14 protein-coding genes are annotated in these 18,168 nt (G+C 58.0%); all 14 read left to right on the forward strand.

Going from position 1 to position 18,168, the window contains the following annotated elements; genetic code table 11:
- Positions 1–246: 246 nt before the first annotated feature.
- The 14 genes from ACA049_RS15600 (at position 247) to ACA049_RS15665 (ending at position 18,165) form a co-directional block, all read left to right on the forward strand.
- Positions 247–606, forward strand: a complete 360-nt coding sequence (locus ACA049_RS15600) for a response regulator (protein ID WP_497328222.1) — start codon at positions 247–249, stop codon at positions 604–606.
- A 62-nt stretch (positions 607–668) separates the two neighbouring features.
- Positions 669–1,964 (forward strand): glycosyltransferase, encoded by a 1,296-nt coding sequence (locus ACA049_RS15605; protein ID WP_497328223.1) that lies wholly within the window; start codon positions 669–671, stop codon positions 1,962–1,964.
- A 151-nt stretch (positions 1,965–2,115) separates the two neighbouring features.
- Complete coding sequence (locus tag ACA049_RS15610) at positions 2,116–2,982, forward strand: phosphatidylinositol-specific phospholipase C domain-containing protein (RefSeq protein ID WP_497328224.1); 867 nt, start codon at positions 2,116–2,118, stop codon at positions 2,980–2,982.
- Positions 2,983–3,168: 186 nt separating this feature from the next.
- Complete coding sequence (locus ACA049_RS15615) at positions 3,169–4,053, forward strand: phosphatidylinositol-specific phospholipase C domain-containing protein (RefSeq protein ID WP_497328225.1); 885 nt, start codon at positions 3,169–3,171, stop codon at positions 4,051–4,053.
- Positions 4,054–4,132: 79 nt separating this feature from the next.
- Positions 4,133–5,038, forward strand: a complete 906-nt coding sequence (locus ACA049_RS15620; protein ID WP_497328226.1) for an AraC family transcriptional regulator — start codon at positions 4,133–4,135, stop codon at positions 5,036–5,038.
- Between the two features lie 348 nt (positions 5,039–5,386).
- Positions 5,387–6,697 (forward strand): ABC transporter substrate-binding protein, encoded by a 1,311-nt coding sequence (locus ACA049_RS15625; RefSeq protein ID WP_497328227.1) that lies wholly within the window; start codon positions 5,387–5,389, stop codon positions 6,695–6,697.
- Positions 6,698–6,820: 123 nt separating this feature from the next.
- Positions 6,821–7,747, forward strand: a complete 927-nt coding sequence (locus ACA049_RS15630; protein WP_497328228.1) for a carbohydrate ABC transporter permease — start codon at positions 6,821–6,823, stop codon at positions 7,745–7,747.
- Positions 7,748–7,757: 10 nt separating this feature from the next.
- Positions 7,758–8,588 (forward strand): carbohydrate ABC transporter permease, encoded by an 831-nt coding sequence (locus ACA049_RS15635; protein WP_007936731.1) that lies wholly within the window; start codon positions 7,758–7,760, stop codon positions 8,586–8,588.
- Between the two features lie 145 nt (positions 8,589–8,733).
- The gene (locus tag ACA049_RS15640) at positions 8,734–9,837 is read left to right on the forward strand and encodes an ABC transporter ATP-binding protein (protein ID WP_497328229.1); all 1,104 of its coding nucleotides are present in this window, start codon (positions 8,734–8,736) and stop codon (positions 9,835–9,837) included.
- A 15-nt stretch (positions 9,838–9,852) separates the two neighbouring features.
- On the forward strand, positions 9,853–11,325 hold the full coding sequence (locus tag ACA049_RS15645) for a mannitol dehydrogenase family protein (RefSeq protein ID WP_497328230.1): 1,473 nt from the start codon (positions 9,853–9,855) through the stop codon (positions 11,323–11,325).
- A gap of 158 nt (positions 11,326–11,483) precedes the next feature.
- Positions 11,484–12,980 (forward strand): xylulokinase, encoded by a 1,497-nt coding sequence (gene xylB / locus ACA049_RS15650; protein ID WP_497328231.1) that lies wholly within the window; start codon positions 11,484–11,486, stop codon positions 12,978–12,980.
- 13 nt (positions 12,981–12,993) lie between these two features.
- On the forward strand, positions 12,994–13,938 hold the full coding sequence (locus tag ACA049_RS15655) for a carbohydrate kinase family protein (RefSeq protein ID WP_497328232.1): 945 nt from the start codon (positions 12,994–12,996) through the stop codon (positions 13,936–13,938).
- Positions 13,939–14,308: 370 nt separating this feature from the next.
- Positions 14,309–16,600 carry a type VI secretion system Vgr family protein gene (locus tag ACA049_RS15660; protein ID WP_497328233.1) on the forward strand — a complete coding sequence of 764 codons (2,292 nt, stop codon included), beginning with the start codon at positions 14,309–14,311 and terminating at the stop codon, positions 16,598–16,600.
- A complete protein-coding gene (locus ACA049_RS15665) occupies positions 16,597–18,165 on the forward strand; it encodes a hypothetical protein (protein WP_497328234.1) in 1,569 nt (522 codons plus the stop codon). Before ACA049_RS15660 ends, ACA049_RS15665 begins: the two co-directional genes overlap by 4 nt.
- Positions 18,166–18,168 lie beyond the last annotated feature (3 nt).

An 18,168-nucleotide genomic window follows, 5' to 3' on the forward strand; every position in this document is an offset into this window, starting at 1 on the left:
CGAACTGTTCAAAACCAAGGAGTTTGCCCCAAAACGGCCACATTGATCCAATTTTATGAGGTGTATGCGGGCAAATCCCCGCATTTAGCTGCTCTCGGTCAAAGGAGCGGTTATCCTGCCGCCTCTTGTACAGCTATTCTTTTTTGCACAGCGCTGGGAACTTGTCGGGATCTGCGACTTACTCATGCTAGAGCCCGGCGATTTCGATCGACCGGCGACCCTGAATTTCACTTGAGAGCCCTTTTTATGTCCTCCGACCCGTCCATCATCCTGGTAGTAGAAGACGATGCCATCGTGCGCATGCTGATCGTCGACGTGCTGGAGGAGCTGGAGTTCAAAGTCCTTGAGGCCGACGGTAGCGAACAGGCGCTGGAATTCCTCAACGATGAAGACCAGCACATCGATTTGATGATGACCGATGTGGGTCTGCCCGTGATGGATGGTCGTGAACTGGCGACGCAGGCGCGGATGCTGCACCCTGAGCTGCCGATCCTGTTTGCCAGTGGTTATGCCGAAAGTATTGATGTGCCTGCAGGCATGCAGGTGATCGGCAAGCCGTTTTCCATTGATCAGTTGCGGGATAAGGTCAAGGGCATGCTTGCCTGAATCCCGTTGTCGCGCCCTCCCGTTTCCCCCTGCCCTATACCCGCCCCAAGGAATACCCGTTAATGAGTCAACCCTGCGCAACCAAAGTCTTGGTAATTGGTTACGTCTGGCCCGAGCCCCGTTCTTCGGCGGCCAGTGGGCATGTGATGCAAATCCTCGAAACGTTTTTGCAACAGGGCTGGGACATAACGTTCAGCAGCCCGGCCGGTACCGGCGAACATCGGGCTGATCTGACCGCGCTGGGCATTCGCGAAGTGCCGATCGAGTTGAACAACAGCAGCTTCGACGCGTTTATCAGAGAACTGGCGCCGGACATCGTGCTGTTTGACCAGTTCATGATGGAAGAGCAGTTCGGCTGGCGAGTAGAGAAGCAGTGTCCTGATGCGTTGCGAGTGCTTGAAACCTCGGATCTGCAAAGCCTGCGGCACGCCCGGCATCAGCGCCTCAAGGACCGTTTGAAGGCCAGTGACGACAACAATGATTTCAGCGACCTGTTCGCGCCGGCATTGTGCGAAGAGTTCGAATTGATGGCCGATACCGATCTGGCCAAACGGGAGGTTGCTGCGCTGTATCGTTGCGACTTGAACCTGATGATTTCTGAAGTGGAAATCGAGCTGCTGGTCGAGCAGTTCAAAATGCCACGCAACTTGCTGCATTGGTGTCCGCTGATGGTCGAAGTAGCGGATTCGACGCCGATACCGTTTGAACAGCGGGCGCATTTCCTGAGCATCGGCAACTTCCGGCATGCCCCGAACTGGGATGCCGTCCTCTGGATGAAAACCGTCATCTGGCCACTGATCCGTGCACAACTGCCCTCGGCCCAGTTGCATATCTATGGCGCTTACACACCGCCCAAGGCCACTGCTCTGCACAACCCGGCCCAGGGGTTTCATGTCATGAACTGGGCAGAAGATGCCTTGCAAGTCATGTCGGCGGCGCGTGTGTGCCTGGCGCCGTTGCGCTTCGGTGCAGGGATCAAGGGCAAGATTGTCGACGCCATGTTGTGTGGCACGCCTTCGGTGACGACACCCATCGGCGCAGAGGCGATGCAGGGTGATCATCGCTGGCCTGGAGGCGTGACCCGCACGGCACAGGAGTTCGCCGATTGCGCCGTGCAGCTTTACAAGGATGAAGCGCTTTGGAGGGAGGCCCAATCCCAAGGGCAAACATTACTGGCCGATCGGTATCGCCAGTCGCAACATGGTCCTGCCCTGATTGAAAAACTATTGTATTGCCAACAACACCTGCCACAACTAAGAAGTCAGAACTTTACGGGCAGCATGTTGCGTCATCACCACCACAAAAGTACGCAATACATGGCGCAATGGATTGAAGCTAAAAACCGCAATCCGATTTAGCAGTTGCACATTAGAAATACATACCTTGCATTGTCGCGATCATTGACCAAACGTGTTGCCCGCCCTATAAACAACACGCCGAACTCAAGTTAGATCAGCCGGTTCGGCACAACTTATTTTAATGAAGCACATCAATGCAAGGATGCATTAAATGGATACTGTTGACCAAAATAACTTCACCACTAATAACTGGATGGCCGCTACACCGGCCATCGATACATTGTCGCTCTTTGAGATGACACTGCCGGGCACCCATAACGCCGGTAGCGACTGGAAAGCGTCCTGGCCACTTATCCCCGGCGCTCATTGGCTGGCTTGTCAGCACGAATCGTTTTACTCCCAGCTTCGCCATGGTTCCCGCGTGCTGGACATCCGATTGACGTATGACGCAGGCGCATCGGGGCTCGGGAAATTCTGCCTCCATCACAATGGTTACCGCAATGGTCGCACCTTGGGGAACCTTGTGACCGATGTCCGGAACTTTCTTACGCAGAACCCCGATGAATTTATCATTCTCGATTTTCATGAGTTGAGCGGGGAATCGTTTGATTTTACTTATTTCAACAACATGATTATCCACATGCTGGGATGGCGATTGATCCCTGCGGGGAATCGGACATTGAGCCTCCGCCAACTGAGACGCATCAGTTCTGAACAACGAATTTTGGTGGCCGCCCCCAGAAACAAGGCCCTTGATCAAAATGTATTCATTGAGCAGGTCGAGCACAAATGGTCTGGCAACGGCATAACCAGTGCCGCCGAATTGGAACAGCACATTATAAAAGTCATGAAATATCCGCCAGGCACATGGGCGCCGTGGTCCCTGTCCGCGACCAGTTATAGCGCGCTCGGTGGCCCGGTCGATATTCACGATGAACTAGGCGTGTGGTTTGACCCAAATAAAAGCGACTGGGCGACCCGGTGCAACATTATCAACGTCGACTTTATTGAAGAGAGCGCTATTGTTTCGTATTGCCGGGCGGTGAATATAAGTAAGGCCGCCAAACGGGCCAATTAACTGCTGCGCCATTAAATGGCTATTTTTAAGCAAGTATTTCCGCGACTGGCAATGCTGTCGCACAGTCCTATGCTGGGTCATGAAAGCCTTTTTACGCAGGCGATCAATACGGATGTGGCACACCGCCACATCCCAACCTGAACGGCTTCGCTCACGGATGGAGCGAATCAACGACAAGGAACTGTCATGACCCGCACAGCAATCACATTAAATAAACGCCGGTGGATGAGTAACGTACTGGACATCGGCCGGTTGAAGCTGACCGATCTTGTCTGGCCCGGCACGCACAATGCCGGCATGGACAAAAAGGCACCCAACTACGAGGTGGTGCTCGGGAACTGGACGACCTGCCAGAACGATTCATTTGCCTGGCAACTGGCGAATGGCGCACGAGCGTTCGATATTCGGCTCGGCTATACCGGCGGCCCACACGACCCTGTGTTCTATTTCCATCACAACGGTTACCAATCCCACCGCATTCTTGATGAGTTGATCGATGCGGTGACGGTTTTCCTCGATGAAAATCCCGACGAGTTCATCCTCTTCGACTTCCACCAGTTGGGCGATGCGTCGAAGCCTTTCAACCACGCGCAGCTCAACGAGTTGCTCATGCGCCGCCTGCGTTCGCGCCTGATCTCTGCTTTGGGTGCATTCAGTACCATCGAGCAACTCAAGAACGTCAGTTCACGGCGCCGTATTGTCCTTGCAGCACCGGCTAATCCCGGGCTGGACAGCGAGTATTTCTGGCCATCAATCACCCATAAGTGGAATGGCAAGGTATTCACTGACGCAAGCGACCTGCACTCCCATATCCGCACCACGCTCATAGGCGCGCCCTATACGACATTTCTCTGGTCGTTGCCGGCGACGTGCTACTCGCTGCTGGGTGGGCCTCAGCACATCAAAACCCAGATTGACGATTGGTTTCACACCACCCGCGACTGGGTCACCCGTTGCAGCATCATCAGCACCGACTTCTTCGAGGAGTCGGAAATAGTCCGCTACTGCTGGAGCGCCAATAGCATGAAAGCTGTTTACGGTGCCGCCTTGCATGATCGGGACCCCGCCTGACACAGGTTGCTGCACGCTGGCATTCCTTACCCGGAAAGAGGCATGATCGGGGCGCAATGACAATAAGAAGTGCCCTGACATGACCCGAACCGCCAAAGTCACCGATCCTTCCTACGAACTGATGGACGACCACAACGGGTTGTCGATCATCTATCGCCAGCATGGATTCCCCTGCCCTTTGGTGCGCTGGCATTTCCACAAGGAATACGAGCTGCACCTGATCGTCGCCAGTTCCGGCAAAGTGTTCATCGGCGACTACATCGGCAACTTCTATCCGGAAACCCTGTTCCTGACCGGCCCCAATCTGCCCCACAACTGGATCAGCCAGGTGGCCGAAGACGAGGTAGTGCCCAAACGCGACATGCTGGTGAACTTCACGGACGAGTTGTTCGAGAGCGGTCACCAGGTGTTCGGGGAACTCAAGACACTGGCACCCCTGCTGGAACGCGCGCAGTACGGCATCGAGTTTCGTTGCAAACGCACGATCCGCCAGGCCATGACGTTGATGCAACGCATCGCCGACACCAAAGGCGTAACACGGCTTGGGCACTTTTTCATTCTGCTGGAGCTGCTCGCAGCCTCTGACGATTTTCAGTTGCTATCGGGTGCCACCACCCCTCAACTGGCGGACGAACACAACATCGATCGCACCAACCGGGCGGTGGATTACATTTTTGCGCATTACGCCCGGGACCTGTCCCTTGAGGAAGTCGCGGAACATTTGGGCATGAAGCCGACTTATTTCAGTCGGGTGTTCAAACAAGCTACGGGGCGCTGCTTCATCGAGTTCGTCAATCGCCTGCGCATCAGCAAATCCTGCGAGTTGCTGGCCGATGGCGACAAGCCTGTGACCGATGTGTGTTTCGAATCCGGTTTCAATAATATTTCCAATTTCAATCGGCGTTTTCAGCAGCTCAAGGGCATGACGCCTTCGCATTACCGGCGGTTGGCGGTGCAGCGGTTGACCGAACAAAACCTCGGGTAAACACCCTCAAATGTGGGAGCGGGCTTGCTCGCGAAGGCGGCGTGTCAGGCGCCTTTTCTGCACGCTGACACACCGCTTTCGCGAGCAAGCCCGCTCCCACAGGTTTTGTGCACTTCCTGTAGGGTCTGCAAACCTGTACAAAATCGATGACCATTCACCTCCGCGAAGCCTGTCCTTGAAGTTCCCTCCTTTAATCCCAGTGCAAAATAGTATCGGTTTTTGTGCTACGGATGATTTGTATGATCCTCAATTGAAGGCTGTAATCAGTGCACATTCTTCCTGCCCCGGAAGACACAAAAACAATAACTGTCCTTCTGTCCCCCATCGGGTGCAGAAAAGGAGTGCACGATGCAACCTTCTGTAAAAGCTCTGCTTGCCCTCACCTGCATGACCCTCAGCAGCGTCAGCCTCGGCGCTCAGACCCTGACCATCGCCACCGTCAACAACAGCGACATGATCCGCATGCAAAAGCTCTCGAAAACCTTCGAGGCCGAGCACCCGGACATCAAGCTCAATTGGGTGGTGCTGGAAGAAAACGTCCTGCGCCAACGCCTGACCACCGACATCGCGACTCAAGGTGGGCAGTTCGACGTGCTGACCATCGGCATGTACGAAGCCGCACTTTGGGGGGCCAAGGGTTGGCTGGAGCCGATGAAGGATTTGCCGGCCACCTACGCCCTCGATGACGTGTTCCCGTCGGTGCGTGAAGGCCTTTCGGTCAAGGGCTCGCTCTACGCCCTGCCGTTTTACGCGGAAAGCTCCATCACCTATTACCGCACCGACCTGTTCAAGGAGGCCGGGCTGACCATGCCCGAGCGCCCGACCTGGACCCAGATCGGCGAATTCGCGAGCAAATTGACCAATAAAGACAAAGAACAGTACGGCATCTGCCTGCGGGGCAAGGCTGGCTGGGGCGAGAACATGGCGCTGATCACCACCGTCGCCAACGCCTACGGTGCGCGCTGGTTCGATGAGCAATGGAAGCCGGAATTCACCGGTCCCGAGTGGAAAAACGCGCTGAACTTCTACGTCGACACCATGAAAAAATCCGGCCCGCCGGGTGCGTCCAGCAACGGTTTCAACGAAAACCTGGCGCTGTTCAATAGCGGCAAATGCGCGATCTGGGTGGATGCCAGCGTTGCCGGCTCCTTCGTCACCGACAAGACCCAAAGCAAGGTCAGCGACCACGTCGGCTTCACCTACGCACCGCATGAGACCACCGATAAAGGTTCGGCCTGGTTGTATTCCTGGGCACTGGCGATCCCGACCAGTTCCAAGGCCAAGGACGCGGCGAAAACCTTCAGTGCCTGGGCTACTTCCAAGGAATATGGCGCGCTGGTCGCCGAAAAAGACGGCATCGCCAACGTGCCGCCCGGCACTCGGGCCTCGACCTACAGCGAGGCTTACATGAGTGCGGCACCGTTTGCCAAGGTGACGCTGGAGTCGCTGAAAGCAGCGGACCCGAGCAAACCGACCCTCAAACCGGTGCCTTACATCGGCATCCAGCTGGTGACCATTCCCGAATTCCAGGCGGTGGGCACCCAGGTCGGCAAGCTGTTCTCGGCGGCGCTGATCGGCCAGACCACGGTCGACCAGGCGCTGACCGCCGCGCAGTCAACTACCGAACGTGAAATGAAGCGCGCCGGTTACCCCAAGTAACCCACGCCCTCTGTAGGAGCGAGGCTTGCCCGCGAAAGCGGTGTGTCCGACAAGCCGCCTTCGCGGGCAAGCCTCGCTCCTACAGTTGATCTTCACCTGCCTGCTCCCAATCGGTTAAATGTCATGAATATTTCAACTGCCAAAGCTCACATGGACATTCCCCAGCCGGTGCGTAAAAGCCGGTTGGCCAATCCCGGCTGGTTTCTGGTCAGCCCCTCGGTGGCGTTGTTGCTGCTGTGGATGATCGTGCCGCTGGGCATGACCGTTTACTTTTCGATGATCCGCTACAACCTGCTCTACCCCGGCGAAAACGAGTTTGTCGGGCTGGAGAACTTCACCTACTTCCTGACCGACTCCGGGTTCATGCCCGGCGCGACCAACACCCTGTTGCTGGTGGGCAGTGTGTTGCTGATCAGCGTGGTCCTGGGCGTGCTGATCAGCGCCTTGCTCGAGGCCAGTGAATTCCTCGGTCGCGGCATCGTGCGGGTGATGCTGATCTCGCCGTTCTTCATCATGCCCACCGTCGGCGCGCTGATCTGGAAGAACCTGATTTTCCATCCGGTGTCGGGAATCCTGGCCTACATCTGGAAACTGTTCGGCGCGCAACCGGTGGACTGGCTGGCGCATTACCCGCTGCTGTCGATCATCATCATCGTGTCCTGGCAATGGCTGCCGTTCGCGATCCTGATCCTGATGACCGCCATGCAGTCCCTCGACCAGGAACAGAAGGAAGCCGCGCGCCTCGACGGCGCCGGCCCCATCGCGATCTTCTGGCACCTGACCCTGCCGCACCTGGCGCGGCCGATTGCGGTGGTGGTGATGATCGAAACCATCTTCCTGCTCTCGGTGTTCGCCGAAATCTTCACCACCACCAACGGCGGTCCCGGCTACGCCTCGACCAACCTCGCGTACCTGATCTACAACCAGGCGCTGGTGCAGTTCGACGTCGGCATGGCGTCCGCCGGCGGCCTGATTGCGGTGGTGATCGCCAACATCGCGGCCATCGTGCTGGTGCGCATGATCGGCAAAAACCTGACCGACAAGACCTGAGGCCTGCGCCATGACCCTTCAACAATCCCGCCGCCTGCAAAGCCTGCTGCTCGGCACTCTGGCCTGGGCCATCGCGATCCTGATCTTCTTCCCGATCTTCTGGATGGTGCTGACCAGTTTCAAAACCGAAATCGACGCCTTCGCCACACCGCCGCAGTTCATCTTCACGCCAACGCTGGAGAACTACCTGCACATCAACGAGCGCAGCGACTACTTCAGTTTTGCCTGGAACTCGGTAGTGATTTCCTTCAGCGCCACGGCCCTGTGCCTGCTGATCGCGGTGCCGGCAGCCTACTCGATGGCGTTCTACGAAACCCAGCGCACTAAGGGCACGCTGCTGTGGATGCTCTCGACCAAGATGCTACCGCCGGTGGGCGTGCTGATGCCGATCTACCTGCTGGCCAAGAGTTTCGGCCTGCTCGATACGCGCATCGCGCTGATCGTGATCTACACGCTGATCAACCTGCCGATCGTGGTCTGGATGATTTACACCTACTTCAAGGATATCCCCAAAGACATCCTCGAAGCCGCGCGTCTGGACGGCGCCACGCTGTGGCAAGAAATGGTCCGGGTGCTGCTGCCGATCGCCAAGGGTGGTCTGGCGTCCACGGTCTTGCTGTCGTTGATCCTGTGTTGGAACGAGGCGTTCTGGTCGCTGAACCTGACCTCGTCGAAAGCCGCGCCGCTGACCGCGTTGATCGCTTCGTACTCCAGCCCCGAAGGGTTGTTCTGGGCCAAGTTGTCAGCCGTTTCGACCCTGGCCTGCGCGCCGATCCTGATCTTCGGCTGGATCAGCCAGAAACAACTGGTCCGCGGCCTGTCGTTTGGCGCCGTCAAATGAAGATCGCCGCCCCAACACGATCCCCCCTGCAGGAGCCTGGCTTACCGGCGAAGGCTATCTCCCGAACGCCTTCGCCGGCAAGCCTGGCTCCTACAGAAAAGCCTGCCCGGCTCAACCGAATAACAACAAGCGGAGGCCCATCATCATGGCCAACCTGAAAATCAAGAATCTGCAAAAAGGCTTCGAAGGCTTTTCCATCATCAAAGGCATCGACCTGGAAGTGAACGACAAGGAATTCGTGGTCTTCGTCGGCCCGTCGGGCTGTGGCAAATCCACCTTGCTGCGCCTGATCGCCGGGCTCGAGGAAGTCAGCGGTGGCACCATCGAACTCGATGGCCGCGACATCACCGAAGTCAGCCCGGCCAAGCGCGACCTGGCGATGGTGTTTCAGACTTACGCTCTGTACCCGCACATGAGCGTACGCAAAAACATGTCGTTTGCCCTCGACCTGGCCGGCGTGCCGAAAGCCGAAGTGGAAAAGAAAGTCGGTGAAGCGGCGCGCATCCTCGAACTCGGGCCGATGCTCGAACGTAAACCGAAACAGTTGTCCGGCGGTCAGCGTCAACGGGTAGCCATCGGCCGCGCCATCGTGCGCAACCCGAAAATATTCCTGTTCGACGAACCCCTGTCCAACCTCGACGCCGCCCTGCGGGTGCAGATGCGTCTGGAGCTGTTGCGCCTGCACAAAGACCTGCAAGCGACGATGATCTACGTGACCCACGACCAGGTTGAAGCCATGACCATGGCCGACAAAGTGGTCGTCCTCAACGGTGGCAAAATCGAGCAAGTCGGCTCTCCGCTGGATCTCTATCACCAACCGGCCAACCTGTTCGTCGCAGGCTTTCTCGGCACGCCGAAAATGGGCTTCCTCAAAGGCAAAGTCACCCGCGTAGACGCCCAAAGCTGTGAAGTTCTGCTGGATGCCGGCACCCGCATCATGCTGCCGCTGACCGGCGCCAACCTGAACATCGGCGGCGCCGTGACCCTGGGCATTCGCCCGGAACACCTGAACCTCGCGCAAACCGGCGACTGCACCTTGCAAGTCACCGCCGACGTCAGCGAACGCCTGGGCAGCGACACCTTTTGCCACGTCGTGACCGCTTCAGGCGAAGCGCTGACCATGCGCGTTCGTGGCGACCTGGCCAGCCGATACGGCGAAGCCTTGAGCCTGCACCTGGACGCCGAACACTGCCATTTATTCGATGCCGACGGCGTGGCGCTGACCCGCCCGTTGCGCGCAGCGGCCTGATTTAGAGAGCCTGTGATGAAACTCAATAAACACAATCTCAACCGCCTCGCCCCCGAGGTGGTCCTGCCCGCCTACACCCTGAGCGATACGCGCCAGGGCATCGCGCACATCGGTGTCGGCGGTTTTCACCGGGCCCATCAGGCGTATTACACCGACGCGTTGATGAATACCGGCGAAGGTCTGGACTGGGCGATTTGCGGGGTCGGCCTGCGCGCCGAAGACCGCCGCGCCCGGGACGATCTGAAGGAGCAGGATTACCTCTTCACCCTGTTCGAACTGGGCGACACCGATGACACCGAAGTTCGAGTGATCGGTGCGATTCGCGACATGCTATTGGCCGAAGACGGCGCACAGGTGTTGATCGACAAACTCGCCAGTCCAGAGATCCGCATCGTTTCGCTGACCATCACCGAAGGCGGTTATTGCATCGACGACAGCAACGGCGAGTTCATGGCCCACCTGCCGCAAATCCAGCACGACCTGGCGAACCCGAACGCACCGAAAACCGTGTTCGGCTTTCTCTGCGCCGCGTTGGCCAAACGCCGCGCTGCCGGCACGCCGGCCTTTACCTTGATGTCCTGCGATAACCTGCCGCACAACGGCGCGGTCACCCGCAAGGCCTTATTGGCGTTCGCCGCCTTGCGCGATGCCGATCTGCGCGACTGGATCGACAGCAACGTCAGCTTTCCCAATGCCATGGTCGACCGCATTACCCCGATGACCAGCACCGAACATCGCCTGCAACTGGCCGACAAACACGCGCTGGACGATGCCTGGCCGGTGGTCTGCGAACCGTTTGTGCAATGGGTGCTGGAAGACAAGTTCGTCAATGGGCGTCCGGCCTGGGAAAAGGTCGGCGTGCAATTCACCGACGACGTCACGCCCTATGAAGAGATGAAGATCAAACTGCTCAACGGCAGTCATCTGGCCCTGACGTATCTGGGGTTTTTGAAGGGCTATCGCTTCGTTCACGAGACCATGAATGACCCGCTGTTTGTGCGCTACATGCGGGCTTATATGGACCTGGATGTCACACCGCAGCTGTCGCCCGTACCGGGGATTGATCTGACGGATTACAAGAACACGCTGGTGGCGCGTTTCTCCAATCAGGCGATTGCCGATCAGCTCGAGCGTGTGTGTTCGGACGGGTCGTCGAAGTTTCCCAAGTTCACTGTGCCGACGATCAATCGTTTGATTGCCGACGGCCAGGAGACCAGGCGCGCCGCGTTGGTCGTGGCGGCGTGGGCGTTGTATTTGAAGGGGGTGGATGAGAATGGCGATACTTACTCGATTCCCGATCCACGGGCGACGTTCTGCCAGGCTTTGGTGGCGGATGATGCGTTGATTACCCAGCGGTTGCTGGGGGTTGAGGAGATCTTTGGTGCGCAGATTCCGAATTCACCTGAGTTTGTGGCGGCGTTTGAATGGTGCTGCAACAGCTTGCGTGAAGTGGGTGTGTCGCGGACGTTGGAGCGGGTTCTGGCATAAGCGCTGCAGTGAAACCACTGCCGTCTTCGCGAGCAAGCCCGCTCCCACACTCGATCATTGTCGAACACAAAATCCGTGTCCACTGAAGATCTAATGTGGGAGCGGGCTTGCTCGCGAATGGCTTCACCGAGATAGACCAGACACACCAAGGACCCTCCATGGCAAACCAACACTTATTCCTCGGCATCGACTGCGGCACCCAAGGCACCAAAGCCGTGATCCTCGACGCCCAAAGCGGCCAGGTTCTCGGTCAGGGCGCCGCGACACACAGCTTGATCAGCGGCGCCAACGGTCGTCGCGAGCAAGACACCAGCCAGTGGCTGGAAGCGTTCACTCTCGCCACCCGCCGTGCCTTGCTCGCCGCAAACGTCGACGGTCAGGACATCCTCGGCATCGGCGTCTCTGGCCAGCAACACGGCTTGGTGCTGCTCGATGACCAAGGTCAGGTGCTGCGTCCGGCCAAGCTCTGGTGCGACACCGAATCCACCCCGGAGAACGACCGTCTGCTGGCTCACCTCGGTGGAGAAAAGGGTTCACTGGAGCGCCTCGGCGTGGTCATCGCGCCGGGCTACACCGTTTCCAAGCTGCTGTGGACCAAAGAACAGCACCCGGACATTTTCACCCGAATCGCCCGCATCCTGCTGCCCCACGACTACCTCAACCACTGGCTCACCGGCCGCAGTTGCAGCGAGTATGGCGATGCCTCCGGCACAGGGTATTTCAATGTACGAACCCGCCAATGGGATTTGCAGTTGCTGCGCGACATCGACCCGAGCGGCCGTCTGCAAGCCGCATTGCCGGAGTTGATCGATGCGCATCAAGCGGTCGCCACGATCCTGCCGAGCATCGCCGAACACCTTGGCATCAACCCCCAGGCGCTGGTGTCCAGCGGTGGCGGCGACAACATGATGGGCGCGATCGGCACCGGTAACATCAAGCCCGGCGCGATCACCATGAGCCTCGGGTCTTCGGGCACGGTGTACGCCTATTCCGACCAGCCGAAAGTCAGCCCGGAGGCGTCGGTCGCGACCTTCTGTTCTTCCAGCGGCGGCTGGTTGCCGCTGATTTGCACCATGAACCTGACCAACGCCACGGGCGTCATTCGCGAGCTGTTCGACCTCGATATCGAGCAGTTCAACGCCTTGGTGGCGCAAGCGCCGATTGGTGCCGAAGGCGTGTGCATGCTGCCGTTCCTTAATGGCGAGCGCGTCCCCGCCCTGCCCCATGCCACCGGCTGCCTGCACGGCCTGACCATGACCAACCTGACCCAGGCCAATCTGTGCCGCGCCGTGGTGGAAGGCACGACCTTCGGTTTGCGTTATGGACTGGACCTGCTGCGCCAGAATGGCTTACAAAGCCGCAGCATTTGCCTGATCGGCGGCGGCTCGAAAAGTCCGGTGTGGCGGCAGATCGTCGCCGACATCATGAACACCCCGGTCATCTGCACCAAACAAAGCGAAGCCGCGGCCCTCGGCGCGGCGATTCAAGCAGCGTGGTGCAAGTCCTGGGCAAACGGCCACGAGGACAGCCTGGCGGACCTTTGCGAGCGCTGCGTGACGCTCGATCCGGCCAGTGAAACCTTGCCGATTGCGCAAAATGTGGCGGCCTGTCAGCAGGCCTATGAACGCTATCAACAGCATGTCGCAACCCTTTAAAGAGCGAACAATTATGTATCTGGTGTGTGGCGAAGCGCTGTTCGATTTCTTCAGTGAAGACGACGCCAGCGGCCTGGCTTCAAAAGTGAATTTCAAGGCAATCGCCGGTGGCTCGCCGTTCAACGTGGCGGTCGGACTTCGGCGGTTGGGCGTGGAAGCGGCGCTGTTTGCCGGACTCTCCACCGACTACCTCGGTCGACGCTTGCAGCAAGTGCTGATAGAAGAAGGCGTGCGTCCCGACTACCTCGTGGACTTCGCCGCACCGACCACGCTGGCAATGGTCGCGGTCGGCGCCAATGGCTCGCCGCACTACAGCTTTCGCGGTGAAGGTTGCGCGGATCGCCAGCTCAAACCAGAGCATCTGCCTGAGCTGGGGCCAGACGTGCGTGGTTTGCACATCGGCTCTTTTTCGCTGGTGGTGCAGCCGATTGCCGACACGTTGCTGGCATTGGTTCAGCGCGAAAGCGGTAAACGCCTGATCAGCCTTGATCCGAATGTACGTCTCAATCCAGAGCCGAATATCGAACTGTGGCGCTCGCGGATTGCGACGCTGGTTGAATTGGCGGATCTGATCAAAGTCAGCGATGAAGATTTGAGTCTGTTGTATCCCGAACAGGATCCGCAGCGAGTGATTGAAGGTTGGCTGCAGCATCGTTGTCAGTTGGTGTTCCTGACCCGTGGTGGCGAGGGTGCGACGGTGTTCAGCCGCCAGCATGGCTCATGGTCGGTGCCGGCGAGCGCCGTGAATATCGCTGATACCGTGGGCGCAGGCGATACGTTCCAGGCGGCATTGATTACCTGGTTGACGGAGCAGCAACTGGATTCGGTTGAGGGTGTGCAATCGCTTGAGCGCGGGCAAATCGACGGGATGTTGAAGTTTGCGGTGAAGGCGGCAGCGTTGACGTGCAGCAAGACGGGGCCGGATTTGCCGTATCGGCAACAGTTGGAATTGCGCTGAATGTAAGGCCCTCATCGCGAGCAGGCTCGCTCCCACAGTAGATCTTCAGTGAACACAGGTTTTGTGCTCGACAACAATCCAATGTGGAGCGAGCTTGCTCGCGATGGCGGTGTAACACACGCCGCCAATCCAACGGTCACACCACCGAAAGCCTGAAAACGACGGTCAATTCCGGATCGCCGCAAGGTGTGACGCTGTCTTGTTCAGGAACGAATGACGAAGTATCTCCCGCATCCATTGGCCGAAACCCCGTATCTAAGGGTTTTCCCGATAGCCCAAGGCCTCCACACCTACGCCATTTGCGCCTTGAACGAGGCGGTTTAATGCTGCACCATCCGCACCAGCTTATTCAAAGGACGGAATTAAAGGCATGCTGGACGCGAACGCAACCCATATTTCCCTGACGCTGGAAGGCGTTTCCGTTGACCTGCAAGTGCTCAGCTTCGTCGGTCGCGAAACCCTCAATCAGCCGTTCTGTTTCGACATCGAACTGGTCAGCGCCCATCCCGACCTGAAACTCGAAGAGTTGCTGCACAAGCCTGGCTGCCTGACCTTCGGCGCTACCGGCGAAGGCATCATCCACGGCCTGGTCTATCGCATCGAGCAAGGCGATTCCGGCAAAAGCCTGACGCGCTACAGCATCAGCCTGGTCCCGCAACTCGCTTACCTGCGCCACAACCATGACCAGCAGATCTTCCAGCATTTAAGTGTGCCCAAGATCATTGCTCAGGTGCTGGAAGCACGCGGCATCCTGGCCGACGCCTACAGTTTCCAGCTCGGCGCGATCTACCCCGAGCGCGACTACTGCGTGCAGTACGACGAATCCGACCTGCATTTCATCCAGCGCCTGTGTGAAGAAGAAGGCATTCACTTCCACTTCCAGCACAGCGCCAGCGGCCACACGTTGGTGTTCGGCGATGACCAGACGGTGTTCCGCAAACTTGCGCCCGTGGCCTACCAGCAAGACTCCGGTATGGCCGCCACGAAACCGGTGATCAAGCGCTTCAACCTGCGCCTGGAAACCCGCACCTCCCGCGTCAGCCGCCGCGATTACGACTTCGAAAAACCGAGCATCTTGCCCGAAGGCGCGGCCAAGAGCACCTTCGCCCCGGACCTCGAAGACTACGACTACCCCGGCCGCTTCACCGACCGCGCACGCGGCAAACAACTGGCGACCCGCGCGCTGGAACGCCATCGCAGCGACTACAAACTGGCTGAAGGCAAAGGCGATGAGCCCACCCTGGTCAGCGGCCACTTCATGGCCCTCAGCGAACACCCGCGCGCTGAGTGGAACGACCTCTGGCTGTTGCTCGAAGTCGTGCACGAAGGCAAACAGCCGCAGGTGCTGGGTAAAAACGTCACCAGCGACGTCACCCACAATAAAGATGATTTCCATCAAGGCTACCGCAACACCTTCCTCGCCACCCCGTGGGACGCACACTTCCGCCCTGCCCTCGAACACCCGAAACCGAAAGTCCTGGGCAGCCAGACCGCCATTGTCACCGGCCCGCCCGGCGAAGAAATCCACTGCGACGAATACGGCCGCGTCAAAGTGCAATTCCACTGGGACCGCGACGGCCAGGCCAACGACAACACCAGCTGCTGGCTGCGCGTCGCCACTGGCTGGGCCGGCAGTGCCTACGGCGGCATCGCCATCCCGCGCGTCGGCATGGAAGTTCTCGTCACCTTCCTCGAAGGCGACCCCGACCAACCGCTGATCACCGGCTGCCTGTTCCACAAGGAAAACGTCGTCCCCTACGACCTGCCGGCGAACAAGACCCGCAGCACCTTCAAGACCCTGAGTTCACCGGGTGGCAAGGGTTACAACGAGTTTCGTATCGAAGACAAGAAAGGTGCGGAACAGATCTACCTGCACGCCCAGCGCGACTGGGACGAAAACATCGAGCACGACCAGAAGATCCGCATTGGCAATGAACGCCATGACACGGTTGAGGCCAATGTTTTCAGCGAGTTCAAGGTTGAAGAACACCGGATTACCCATCTGGACCGCAAGACTGAGGCGCGGGCGGATGATCACCTGACCGTGGCTACAACTCAGCATGTGAAAGTGGGGACGGCGCAGTTTGTCGAGGCGGGTCAGGAGATTCATTACCACGCTGGTAACAAGGTAGTCGTTGAAGGCGGGATGGAACTGACGGCCAAGGCTGGCGGGAGTTTCGTCAAAGTTGATGCCGGGGGCGTGACGATTAGTGGGGCTGAGGTGAAGGTGAACACTGGGGGCTCGCCTGGGGTGGGGACAGGGATTGGAATCCTCGCCCCCCTCATACCCGGCCTCGCCGCCGCCGACATCGCCGGGCACCTGATGCAACAAGCCAAGCCCAACCCGACCTGGCTGGAATTGAACCTGCATTACGACAACCTTGAGCCGGTGCCGGGTGCGTCGTATCGCGTTGACTTCGCCGATGGCTCCACGCGTGAAGGCGTGCTGGATGACGACGGCTTCGCCCGATTGGAAGATGTGCCGAAAGGACCGGCCAAAGTGTATTACGGCGAGGATCCGAGGCCGTTCAATCGTGAAAGCGTAACGGTCGTGCAGAACTCGGACGAGAAAGTTAACGGAGATTTACGCAAGCTGGGCCTGGACCCGGATCAGGTTGATTTACAAGCATTAGTGGAGAAAGCCGCAGGGAGGCTGACATGAGCGAGGCAGTAGCTGAGAGCGCAAACGAGGGTGGCGAAGACCGTAGCGCCGCTTATCAAGAAGCAGCGATTGAACTGGCAAAAGGTATCGCGCTCGGCGCAGTGCCGTTTCTGGGCCAGGCCATCGACGCCTACGACACTATCGAATCCTCTATCGTCCTCTACAACGCAGAGTCAACGGACGGTAAGGAAGACGCGCAATTCGATCTGTTGATGGCCGTGATCGGCTGGGTTCCAGGACCGGGCGACGGCCTGAAGAAGAGCTTGCGAATCGTCAACAAAGACCCGCAACGCTACGCCCCGGTCCTGTTCGACCTGCTTCGCTTCGTCCTCCAGGAATGCGGGGTTAAAACCAGTCCCGAAGAGCTGCTCAAACAGATTTTCGACGCGGGAAAACTGCGTGCCGAACTCGACGAAATCATCACCGGCGTGAAAGGCTCCTCTACGTTCCAGAGCCTGCCAAACTGGGCCAAAACATCAGTCGTCACCGTCCTCGCAGCTTCCCGTGACAACATGCCGGCCATGGTCGGCATCGTTGAGAAGCGGCTGCTTAAATGGAAAGGCATGCAGCGCAACAGTTCTGCGGCCTCCTCCGGCTCAAGCCACCCGAAAAGAGCTGAAAAGCCTGCCAACAAAGACCCGGCCGTTGCGACAAAGGGCACCGATGGCGCGAGCGGCACCCATTCCAACCAGGTCGAAGCCTCCAAGGTAGGCCTTCAGGCCCCGTCCAGCATTTTGAATGAAGGATTGGGGGTTAGTGGGGAGCACATTGCCGACTACATCTGCGCAGTGGAGTTTGGCTGGGGCAAGGATTGGGATGGGCATGACAAGGGCGCGGATGGGAAGTGGCTTGAGGGTGTGCCTAGTGCGAGTAAGACGGGGAAGCTTTCGGCGGGGGGGAGTCCTAAGGCAAGTCACGTGCTTTACAAGCTGTCGGATGGTGCGAATGGGACGGGGATCGATGCCGTCTGGCGCGCCACTCCTTCCAACAATGGAGGCGAGAAATTTGCCGTTGTTGAGGCAAAGGCAAGCAAAAATGAAGACGCGCCGAAATTCATGCGTAAACCCAACAATACACGTCAACCTAGTGTTGGCTCTAAGCTAGGCGTATCCGGATTGGGCGATCCAAGTACACTGCTTGAACCCATCGAAAACGAACAAGATGCAAATGGTAAAAAAAGCGCGACTACCAAAACCACCGGCAGATCAAAAACGTCGCCTTCTAAAAGCTCAAAAATCAGTACGACCAAAACCAAAGAAATACTCGTACAGATGAGCGTGGAATGGATACTTAGTAACCTCCAAAAAGCTGTCGGCAATCGTATACTCGCCGCCCAAGTAGAAACCTCTTATAGTCGACATTTATTTTACTCCCCACTTTACCACCCGAGCTCCAGCCCAAAAGAGCATGCTGAGGCCAGAATAAAAAACTCAAATGAAAGTGAACACCATGTTCACAAAGCCTTTCATTACAACGAAGCAGAAGTTAAAGCGTTTGTAAACAAACGCAAAAAGTCTCTGACCAAAAAGTATGGCGCACTGGATACACTAAAGATTGAGGTTTGACAC

The organism is Pseudomonas sp. LBUM1662 (assembly GCF_059695915.1).